The sequence below is a fragment of the Nocardia brasiliensis genome, from assembly GCF_042691675.1.
Lineage (GTDB): Bacteria > Actinomycetota > Actinomycetes > Mycobacteriales > Mycobacteriaceae > Nocardia > Nocardia brasiliensis_D.
Window position 1 is genome coordinate 7,780,283 of sequence record NZ_CP170507.1, and the last position, 2,097, is coordinate 7,782,379.

The 2,097-nt window shown below is 65.0% G+C and carries 3 protein-coding genes; 1 reads left to right on the plus strand and 2 read right to left on the minus strand.

Features of this window, described 5'->3' with window-relative positions; all coding sequences use genetic code 11:
* Positions 1 to 615: a TetR/AcrR family transcriptional regulator C-terminal domain-containing protein gene (locus tag ACFK0J_RS35915; protein WP_378734144.1), complete on the minus strand. Its 615-nt coding sequence runs from the start codon at positions 613 to 615 to the stop codon at positions 1 to 3.
* Positions 616 to 724: 109 nt separating this feature from the next.
* Here ACFK0J_RS35915 and ACFK0J_RS35920 point away from each other — a divergent pair, with 109 nt between their 5' ends.
* Positions 725 to 1,345 carry an ATPase gene (locus tag ACFK0J_RS35920; protein ID WP_378734145.1) on the plus strand — a complete coding sequence of 207 codons (621 nt, stop codon included), beginning with the start codon at positions 725 to 727 and terminating at the stop codon, positions 1,343 to 1,345.
* Between the two features lie 39 nt (positions 1,346 to 1,384).
* Here the strand turns inward: ACFK0J_RS35920 and ACFK0J_RS35925 are convergent, their stop codons facing one another.
* Positions 1,385 to 1,960, minus strand: a complete 576-nt coding sequence (locus tag ACFK0J_RS35925) for a Uma2 family endonuclease (protein WP_378734146.1) — start codon at positions 1,958 to 1,960, stop codon at positions 1,385 to 1,387.
* Between the last annotated feature and the right edge of the window lie 137 nt (positions 1,961 to 2,097).

Here is a 2,097-nt window from a genome sequence, read left to right on the forward strand (position 1 = left end):
TCACTCGACCGCCAAGCCGCGCAGCACGATCTCGAGGCCACCACGGAACTCGTCGTCGACCGACATCTTTCGTGCTTGCGCCGCGGTCTCGGTCAGCATGGGATACGTGTCGGGCGAGAGTCGCGCGATGGCCGCGGTCTCCGGTGCGTTGATCGACGCGTAGTGCTCGTTCTGCAAGAACCCGAGCAGGAAGGCGACCAACGTGCGCTGGGCGATCACCCGATCTCGCCCCGCGAAGCCGCCTTCGGCGAGAACCGACAGCATGGCTTCCATCCAGCCCAGGGTGGCGGTCGAGGACTTCCGGTGCCGCGGCACCAGCGGGACCGTCGCCGGGTGTGCGGAGATGGCGGCCCGCATCCGCTCGAGCAGCAGGCTCAGCCGGTCTCGCACAGCGGCCTCCGCTGGAGTCGAGACGTCGAGCCCGACCAGCACCTCATCGACGACCAGGACCTCCAATTCCGCCCGGTCGGCGACGTAGCGGTACAGCGCCATCGTGGCCATTCGCAGTTCCTTCGCCACGGCCCGCATGGTCAGCCCGGACAACCCATCGCGATCGATTACCGCGAGCGCGGCGGCGCCGAGATCGGATTTCGTCAGCGAACGAGGACGTGGCATGGCTTGACAGCGTACAAGCCACGCGCATACTGGACGTAGGCGTACAAGGTACGCCTACGTAGCCCCTGATCGTCACCCTCACCTCGCTGCCGACGAAAGAGACACAACCATGATGACCGTCGAGCTGTTCATCTCCGACGAAACGATGAGCGCCGAACAGCAGCGCGAATTGGCCGAGCGCCTACTCCGCGAGCTGACCACCGAGCCGGGAGCGCCGGACGCGGTGATGGACAAGGTCAGGGAGCTCACGAACGTTCTGGTGCGCAGGCCGGAGGTCTGGGCCACCGGCGGACCGAGCACGGCGACCACACCGCGCTACCTGGTGCGCGTCACCGTGCCGAGCGCGTGGAGCAACAACACCGAATTCGGCGACCACATCATTCCGCTGATCACCCGGACCATCGCCGCCACCGAAAGCGACCCGGACCGCCTCACCCGTGAGCCGCACTGCGTGGTACAGATCATCGGCCTACGCGAGAACTGCGCGGGCACCCTCGGCCGGAAGACCACCATCACCGAAATCACCAAACTGATGACCCAGGACTACCGCGACTCCGCCACCACGGCCGAAGCCCCGGCGGGCCACGCCATCGACCCGGTCTGCGGCATGACGGTCGACCTGGCCACCGCCGACATCACCCTCACCCACAACGGCATCGACTACACCTTCTGCGCCCCGGTGTGCCGCAAGGTATTCGCCGAAGAACACTCGCTGGACACCGTGCCCTGACCCACGCCCACCGGCTCCGACAGGGCAACAGTGATCCTGTCAGGGCAGCAGTGATCCGGGATCGATAGCGAATTCGAAAGGACTGCGCAGGGTGACGGTGTCTCCGGCCGCCACCCTGTGGGTCAGCGCGTAGGCCTGGTCGTTGCCGAGTTCGTGGGCAAAGAGGACCGGCAGGGACTCACCCGGCAGCTGGCATTTGAACGGATTGATCTCGAATCGCCAATAGTTGGGGATGCCTGCCTCGGCGTAGACAACGGGTTTGACCATCCGGTCTTGCAGAGTCGTCGACCTGGAAACCACTTCGACAATCAGTCTCACCTGATCGGCTGAAACCCCCCGGCCATCCCATTCGATCGGGCCTTCAGCCGCAATGAGGTCGGGAATCGCCTCGTCCTCGCCGATCAGAACGCCGACACCCTCCATCACGAACAGACCCGGGGGAAGCACCGCGTCAAGCGCGCGCCCTAACCACCTGATCAGCCACTGATGCTTGGGTTTGGGTGCGGCGTTCACGACGAGCTGGCCATTCAATACCTCGTAACGCAGTCCGTCATCCGGAATGTTGTCGAGGTCCGCAGCCGTCCAATGGTCGGCGTGGGGCATCGGCATCGCCATCGGACCACCTCCAACCTCGTTGAGCGCCGAGCAACTGAAGCCTGCTGATTCCGTCTGAGTCTAACCGAACAGGCGAGCCGAGCCGCCGGTGCAGAGCACTGGCTTGTGCCCTTCACCGGCGGATTACCGTGTCCGCT

What these genes read in the sequence shown, in the direction of transcription:
- ACFK0J_RS35915 (WP_378734144.1), bottom strand. Translation starts at nt 615, where the DNA reads ATGCCACGTCCTCGTTCGCTGACGAAATCCGATCTCGGCGCCGCCGCG.
- ACFK0J_RS35920 (WP_378734145.1), top strand. Translation starts at nt 725, where the DNA reads ATGATGACCGTCGAGCTGTTCATCTCCGACGAAACGATGAGCGCCGAA.
- ACFK0J_RS35925 (WP_378734146.1), bottom strand. Translation starts at nt 1,960, where the DNA reads ATGGCGATGCCGATGCCCCACGCCGACCATTGGACGGCTGCGGACCTC.